Origin of the sequence: uncultured Porphyromonas sp. (assembly GCF_938046015.1) — a bacterium.
GTDB lineage: Bacteria > Bacteroidota > Bacteroidia > Bacteroidales > Porphyromonadaceae > Porphyromonas.
In genome coordinates, this window is record NZ_CALIXW010000020.1 from 62,039 (window position 1) to 69,797 (window position 7,759).

The 7,759-nt window shown below is 61.4% G+C and carries 6 protein-coding genes; 5 read left to right on the forward strand and 1 reads right to left on the reverse strand.

Annotated elements, in window-relative coordinates:
• Positions 1–29 precede the first annotated feature (29 nt).
• Together nqrE and nqrF are read left to right on the forward strand one after the other, a co-directional pair.
• Positions 30–647, forward strand: a complete 618-nt coding sequence (gene nqrE / locus Q0248_RS02460) for an NADH:ubiquinone reductase (Na(+)-transporting) subunit E (protein WP_299319323.1) — start codon at positions 30–32, stop codon at positions 645–647.
• 18 nt (positions 648–665) lie between these two features.
• The gene (nqrF, locus tag Q0248_RS02465; protein WP_299319326.1) at positions 666–1,907 is read left to right on the forward strand and encodes an NADH:ubiquinone reductase (Na(+)-transporting) subunit F; all 1,242 of its coding nucleotides are present in this window, start codon (positions 666–668) and stop codon (positions 1,905–1,907) included.
• Positions 1,908–2,241: 334 nt separating this feature from the next.
• Here nqrF and rsmA read toward each other — a convergent pair whose 3' ends face one another.
• Positions 2,242–3,030, reverse strand: coding sequence for a 16S rRNA (adenine(1518)-N(6)/adenine(1519)-N(6))-dimethyltransferase RsmA (gene rsmA / locus Q0248_RS02470; RefSeq protein ID WP_299319328.1), 789 nt, complete (start codon positions 3,028–3,030; stop codon positions 2,242–2,244).
• 881 nt (positions 3,031–3,911) lie between these two features.
• Between rsmA and Q0248_RS02475 the strand changes: the two genes are divergently transcribed.
• Genes Q0248_RS02475 through fabD form a run of 3 tightly spaced genes read left to right on the forward strand, consistent with a single transcriptional unit; the run spans position 3,912 to position 7,332 of the window.
• Complete coding sequence (locus tag Q0248_RS02475; RefSeq protein WP_299319331.1) at positions 3,912–4,943, forward strand: lysylphosphatidylglycerol synthase transmembrane domain-containing protein; 1,032 nt, start codon at positions 3,912–3,914, stop codon at positions 4,941–4,943.
• 12 nt (positions 4,944–4,955) lie between these two features.
• Complete coding sequence (locus Q0248_RS02480) at positions 4,956–6,410, forward strand: aminoacyl-histidine dipeptidase (protein WP_299319334.1); 1,455 nt, start codon at positions 4,956–4,958, stop codon at positions 6,408–6,410.
• A gap of 34 nt (positions 6,411–6,444) precedes the next feature.
• On the forward strand, positions 6,445–7,332 hold the full coding sequence (gene fabD / locus Q0248_RS02485; protein ID WP_299319336.1) for an ACP S-malonyltransferase: 888 nt from the start codon (positions 6,445–6,447) through the stop codon (positions 7,330–7,332).
• Positions 7,333–7,759 lie beyond the last annotated feature (427 nt).

Consider the following 7,759-nt stretch of genomic DNA (forward strand, 5'->3'; position numbering starts at 1 on the left):
CCCACGCCTACTAGTAGTATCAAGAAAGAATGGATACATTAGCCTTATTCTTCCGGTCGATCTTCGTCGACAATATGATCTTCGCCTACTACCTAGGGATGTGTTCGTTCCTGGCGGTATCGAAGAACGTAAAGACCTCCTTTGGTCTGGGACTAGCGGTCATCTTCATCCTCACCTTCACGCTGCCGATCAACTACCTTCTGGAGACCAAGGTCTTCAAGCAGGGAGCCCTCGATTGGCTGCTCGGTCCTGAGGCTGCGAGCATTGACCTCTCCTTCCTCTCCTTCATCATCTTCATCGCTGTCATCGCTGCCTTCACGCAGCTGGTAGAGATGCTCGTCGAGCGCTTCAGTCCTTCGCTCTATGCCTCGCTGGGGATCTTCCTCCCGTTGATCGCCGTGAACTGCGCTATCCTCGGGGGCTCGCTCTTCATGCAGCAGCGTGAGTTCCCCACGATTGGGGAGGCTACCGTCTATGGCTTCGGCTCCGGTATCGGCTGGATGCTGGCTATCGTCGGTATGGCAGCTATCCGTGAGAAGCTTCAGTACTCGGACGTACCCAAGCCCCTGCGTGGTCTAGGGATCACCTTCATCATAACGGCGCTGATGGGTATAGCCTTCCTCAGCTTCTCGGGTGTCAAGATGTAATAGCGAAGTCTCTAAGTAATGAATACAACCATCATACTCATCAGCGTAGCAGTCTTCCTGCTGCTGACGCTGCTGCTCGTCGTCGTGCTGCTCGTCGCTAAGAGCAAGCTCGTCCCCTCGGGCAATGTCAAGCTCACCATCAACGGGGAGAAGGAGGCTGAGGTGCCCATCGGGGGTACCCTGCTGAACACCCTGCAGAGTGAGAATATCTACCTCTCCAGCGCCTGCGGTGGTGGTGGTGCCTGCGGTCAGTGCCGCTGCCGCGTCGTCGAGGGCGGCGGTGAGATCCTCCCCACGGAGAAGGGTTTCTTCTCTCGCAAGGAGCAGTCCGAGCACTGGCGCCTAGCCTGCCAGACCAAGGTCAAGGAGGACATGCAGGTCATCGTCCCCGAGGAGGTCTTCGGCGTCAAGGAATGGGAATGCGAGGTCATCTCTAACCGCAACGTTTCGACCTTCATCAAGGAGTTCGTCGTCAAGCTCCCTGAGGGTGAGGTCATGAACTTCAAGAGCGGTAGCTACGCACAGATCACCATCCCCAAGTACGATATCAAGTATTCGGACTACGATATTGATGAGAAGTTCCGCGGGGACTGGGATCACTTCGACATGTGGAGCCTGACGTGTAAGAACGACACGGAGACCATCCGTGCCTACTCTATGGCCAACTACCCTGCCGAAGGGAACATCATCACCCTCAACGTGCGTATCGCCACGCCTCCTATGGACCGCGCTACGCATAAGTGGATGAACGTCTCGCCAGGGATCTCCTCCTCCTACATCTTCTCCCTCAAGCCTGGGGACAAGGTGCGCATGAGTGGTCCTTACGGGGACTTCCATATCCAGGATACGGATGCTGAGATGCTCTACATCGGTGGTGGTGCAGGTATGGCACCGCTGCGCGCGCAGATCCTCCACCTCTTCCGCACGCTCCACACGGGCCGCAAGGTATCCTACTGGTACGGTGCGCGTAGCAAGAAGGAGATCTTCTACGAAGAGGACTTCCGCGAGATCGAGAAGCAGTTCCCCAACTTCAGCTTCCATATCGCCCTCTCCGATCCTCAGCCTGAGGACAACTGGACGGGCTACACCGGCTTCATCCACCAGGTCATCCTCGACAACTACCTCAAGAATCATGAGGCTCCCGAGGATATCGAGTACTACATGTGCGGCCCTGGCCCCATGGCCAATGCCGTCAAGGCGATGCTGGAGAACCTCGGCGTAGAGCGCTCGCAGCTCTTCTTCGACGACTTCGGCGGCTAGCCGTCGCTCGGCCCAGGCCCAGGCTAGAGAAACAGATCCTGCCCTCGGGCAATGCACAGCGCCCCCTGCAGTCTCGCACTGCAGGGGGCGCTGTCTTTAGGGGCGTCCTTGGGGGGCTGGGGGTACGCGTCGGCTTTAGCCTGGGACGCTTCGTACACAGCTCCGTCCTTGTCCCCGCCCTTCTTCTCGGAGCGCTCTCGAGGGGAGGGAGTGCGGGCTAAGGCAAGGGGGAAGGATAAAGTCTAGGGGGAGCAGCCGCGCGCCGTGCTAGACGCTGGGCTGCTCCCCCTAGAGCTTGAGCGGATGTGTGTGGATGGGCGGCGGGGCTGATGGGCTAGCCGCGGGCAGCCTGCAGGGCCTCGAGGCGTAGCGTTAGGTCGATGAAGGACTCCACGCCCAGCTGCTCGGGGCGCTTGCCGAAGATCGGGTCGCTGTAGTCGTAGTCGGGCCCGAAGAGTCCCTTGAGCGAATTGCGTAGCGTCTTGCGCCGCTGGTTGAATCCCGTCTTGATGACCGTCTTGAAGAGGCTCTCTGAGCAGCCGAGGCTCTGGCGCTGATTGCGGATGAGGCGGATGACGCCGCTCTTGACCTTGGGGGGTGGATTGAAGACGTGCTCGTCCACGGTGAAGAGGTACTCGACATCGTACCAGGCCTGCAGCAGCACGCTCAGGATGCCGTAGTCCTTGTTGCCCGGAGGTGAGGCGAGGCGCTGGGCGACCTCGCGCTGCAGCATCCCCGCGCAGTAGGGGATGCGCTCGCGGTAGTCGAGTAGGCGGAAGAAGATCTGAGAGGAGATATTGTAGGGGTAGTTGCCGATGAGGCTGAAGAGGCCATCGGGCATATAGTCCTCTATGGGGAGCTGGAGGAAGTCGCCCGAGATGATGCGGCCCTCGAGCTGGGGGAAGTGTTCCCCGAGGTAGGCCACGGACTCTTGGTCGAGCTCGATGACGCGCGTGTCGAAGCCTAGGGCGAGGAGGTACTGGGTGAGGACACCCATCCCCGGGCCTATCTCGAGGATAGGTAGCTCACGGTAGTCCTCGAGGGAGCGTGCGATGCGCTCGGCGATGCTGAGGTCGGTGAGGAAGTGCTGCCCGAGGGCTTTCTTTGCTTTTACTTGCTGCATGTATCGTGGTGAATACTTAGTCCTTTAGTAGAGCGCTAAAATACCACAATTAGACGATAGTCAGCCACTAGCACCTTGAGGATCAAGCGCGAGGCTCCATGCGAGCTGCGCTTGCGCGATGCTCTTCTTGGGCTGTCCGCGGGGGACGAAGCCGCTCCCAAGCGCCCCCGATGCAGCCCAAGACGGAGCAAATCCGCAGGCGAGACGGGAGGCTTAGCGAAAGGATGCCCGCTACGTAAGGAGCCTTCGCCTTCGCCTCGTTGGGCCAAGCACAACCCTACTGCCCCTGCCGCAGCTTCCTGCGCCTATTGGGGGAGGGCTAGGGAGAGGGATATCAGTCAGCGCTCTGAGGGGCGCCCGTGGCTCGCGTGAGGGACGTCAGTCAGCGTCGTCACTGATATCCCTCACAGCGCTGGGGCAGGGCGCTTGGGTTCCTTGCCTGATAGCGGGAGGCTTGTCTCGGGTAGGGCAGGGCGATGGGCTTAGCCTAGGGTGGGATGGCTACACCGCGTTTGATTAGCGCTTCTGCATTAGGCCCTAGGGGCAGAAGGTAGCCCAATCGGGGCGGCATTACGAAGAGCCTAGGTTTGCTCCCGTCCTGCGTATCCTAGCTTGGCGGGCTAGGGGAGGGCTTGGGTCGAAGGAGTTCGAGGCGGAGGCTCGGGGGCGGCTTGGTCGACTGTCTTGTCTTGGGGGGCTGAGGCGCTGGGTCGTGGCCGCTGGAGGAGCGGCTCGGGAAAGGTAGTGGCAGGGCGCTGCGGGGTGAATGGCGAAAACTTAGTACATTTGCCTCTGCCAAGGCATATATATAATAGTATAAGGAGCTGTGTGCCCGCCGCCTCGGAGCAGACCCCAGCGCGGCAGAGAGCACATACACAGATATGAAGACCAATCCTACGACAAAGGCCATCCTCTGGATCGTCATCCCGCTGCTCATCGGCGGGCTGGGTTTCTGGGGACTCTACCGAGAGACCGACTGGCGGGAGCTGGGGCAGACGCTGAGCAGCGAGGTACGCTACCCAGTACTCTTCTTCAGCCTCCTCTTCGGCCTGATGAGCAACCTCTGTCGTGGCCTCCGCTGGGAGCTGCTCGTAGCGCCGCTGGCGACCGACGGCGCTCCCCCGCGGCGTATCAATACCATCTGTACTGTCCTCGGCTCCTATACGGTGAACATGGGTATCCCCCGCTCGGGCGAAGTGTGGCGCTGCGTCGAGCTGGAGCGCAGGGAGCAGATCCCCTTTGCGCAGCTTTTCGGTACGCTCATTGTAGACCGTCTGGTGGATGTCCTCATGCTGGGGCTAATCCTCGTGGGGATCGTGGCCTCGAGCACGGATTTCTTTAGGGACTACTTCGCCCAGCACCCCGAGGTGCTCGAGGCGCTGGTGGCCTTTGCCCACAGCCCCTGGATGCTCGTCCTCATCGCCCTAGGGCTGGGGAGCGTGGCGCTGGTGCTGTGGCTGCTGCGCTATCGCCCCGAGGGACGCGTGGCGCACTTCCTCCGCCAGCTCTGGCTGGGTGGGATGAGCATACGCCAGATGCCGCACCGTGGGCGCTTCCTGCTCTTGACGGCGCTGATCTGGATCGGCTACTTCTGCTACTTCTACTTTGCCCTCTTCGCCTTCCCCGCTACGGAGCACCTGCCGCTCTCGGTCGCAGGCATCGCCTTTGCCCTGAGCAGCATGTCGGTGATCGTACCCGTGCAGGCAGGGATGGGCGCCTGGCATGCGGCCGTCATCGCGACCTTCACCACCTTCGGCATGGCCCTGCAGCCCGCACAGGACTTCGCCTTCATCGTCCACACGGCACAGACCCTGTGGATCACGCTCTGCGGGCTCATCGCTATCCTCGCACTCCCGATCATCAACAGGCACTACGTGCGCCAGCGCTTCGCCACGGAGCATACTACACCTTAATAATGAATGACTATGGCAACAGAGATTAAGACCCTAGCGCCCTCCGCCGTGTGGGGCTACTTCTACGATCTGACGCAGATCCCTCGCCCCACGGGGCATACCCTCGCCGCTCAGGACTATGTCCTAGCGCTGGCCGCCCGCCTTGGACTCAAGGCCGAGCGGGATGCTGTGGGGAATGTGCTGGTGCATAAGCCCGCTACGCCTGGCCTGGAGCAGCGCCCCGTCGTGACGCTGCAGGCGCACCTCGACATGGTGCCACAGAAGAATAGCCACGTGCAGCACGACTTCATCACCGACCCCATAGACGCCTACATCGACGGCGAGTGGGTCACGGCACGCGATACCACCCTTGGCGCGGACAACGGCATCGGGGCAGCCTACATGATGGCTGTCCTGGCGGACAACACGCTGCGCCATGGCCCGATCGAGGCCCTCTTCACCATCGACGAAGAGGTCGGTATGGTCGGCGCGCACGGTCTGCAGCCCGGCTTCTCAGCAGGGCAGATCCTCATCAACCTCGATAGCGAGGACGAGGGGCAGCTCTTCGTCGGTTGCGCTGGTGCAGTGGACGTCAAGGTCTTGCTCGAGTACAAGGATCAGGAGCCGACCCCCGAGGGCGATATCGCTGTACGCATCGCCTTGACGGGACTCAAGGGCGGGCACTCGGGGACGGATATCATCCTCGGCCGTGCCAATGCCAATAAGCAGCTGGCGCGCTTCCTCAAGGAGGCCATCGCCAGCTACGGCGCACGCCTCGTCAGCTTCGACGGCGGCTCGCTGCGCAATGCCATCCCCCGTGAGGCCTTCGCCGTGGTCACGATCCCCGAGGCTGAGGCCGATGGGCTGTGGGAGTTCGCCTCCGACTTCGCCGACCAGCTGCGCGTCGAGTACCGTGGCGTCGAGGAGTCGATCAGCCTCGCGCTGGAGCGCACCGAGCTCCCCGCGACGGTCGTCCCCGAGGAGATACAGGACGCGCTGATCAATGCTGTGGTGGCCTGCGTCAACGGCCCGCAGAGCATGCTCACCGAGTTCCCCGGCATCGTCGAGTCCTCGACCAATATGGCACGTGTGCTGCTGGAGGCAGGGCACTTCTCGGCGATTTTCCTCGTGCGTAGCTCTTCGGATAGCCGCAAGATGGAGGTCGCTGGCGCCATCGAGAGCGCCTTCAACCTCGCTGGCGCCGAGGTGGACTACTCGGCAGGCTACGGCGGCTGGGCACCCAACGCCTCCTCGCCCATCCTCGGGACGCTGCGTACAGCCTACGAAGAGGTCACGGGTCAGACGCCCGAGGTCACCATCATCCACGCTGGGCTGGAGTGCGGCATCCTACAGGGCGTCATGCCCGAGGCCGATATGATCTCCTTCGGGCCCGACATCCGCGCTCCGCATTCGCCCGACGAGCGCGTCTCCATAGCTTCGGTAGAGCGCTGCTGGCATATCCTGACCAAGGCGCTGGAGCAGGTCTAAGCACAATCATTAAGGTATATAGATATAGAAGTAAATGAGTAAAACAGCTTATGTATTCCCCGGTCAGGGCGCACAGTTCGTCGGCATGGGGAAGGAGCTCTACGAGAGCCACCCCCTAGCGAAGGAACTCTTCGAGAAGGCCAACGAGATCCTCGGCTTCCGCATCACGGACATCATGTTTGACGGGACGGACGAGGAGCTGAAGCAGACCAAGGTCACGCAGCCCGCCGTCTTCCTCCACTCTGTCATCCGTGCGCTCTGCCTCGGCGACGAGTTCCAGCCCGATATGGTTGCTGGCCACTCGCTGGGTGAGTTCTCCGCGCTTGTGGCTGCTGGCGCCCTGAGCTTCGAGGATGGCCTGCGCCTGGTCTCCAAGCGTGCGCTGGCGATGCAGGCTGCCTGTGAGCTGCAGCCCAGCACGATGGCTGCTGTCCTCGGCCTGCCTGACGAGCGCGTCACGGAGATCGTGGCCAGCATCCAGGATGAGGTCGTCGTAGCAGCGAACTTCAACTGCCCCGGCCAGCTCGTCATCTCGGGGACTGTCGCAGGGGTCGACAAGGCCTGCGAGCTGCTCAAGGAGGCTGGTGCTAAGCGCGCCCTCAAGCTCAACGTCGGGGGGGCCTTCCACTCTCCGCTGATGGAGCCCGCACGCCTGGAGCTGCAGCGCGCCATCGAGGGCACCGAGTTCCACAAGCCCCGCTGCCCCATCTATCAGAATGTCCCCGCCAGCGCGGTCAACTGCACCCATGGCATCAAGAAGAACCTCATCGCACAGCTCACGGCCCCCGTACGCTGGACGGAGAGCGTGCGTGCCATGGTCGCCGACGGCGCTACGACCTTCATCGAGGTCGGGCCTGGTGCCGTCCTGCAGGGGCTCGTCAAGAAGATCGCTCCAGAGGTCGCTACCGAGGGTCGCCAGTAGCTTGACGAGGCCGTGAGCCTTGTGCTGGCTTACCTGCCGCACGAGGTCTCAGCCCTCCCGCTAGACTCTTAAACAAAGGGACTTAGCCCATCCAAGTGGGCTAAGTCCCTTTTTTTTCTTTTCTTAGTAGCCGAATTGAGTCTTTGTGCAGCTCTGTGCGCAGCCCTTTACCCTGCTGCTGGGGCTGCTTCCTTAGGCTCTATGGTAGGCCTCTTGGGCTCGGGCAATTGGCCTCTGTCCTTTGGCTCCCGCATAATTTGAAAGTGTACAAATGAGAACGTTGATCTACGCCCTAGCCTTGATGGGCGGCCTCCTTTTGACCTCCTGTGGTAGCGCCCGTGAGGTGCTCTACATGCAGGACTTGACCCAAGTCGATCAGGATAGCATGACCGTCATCGACCTGGCGCAGCGTGCCCCCGAACTACGC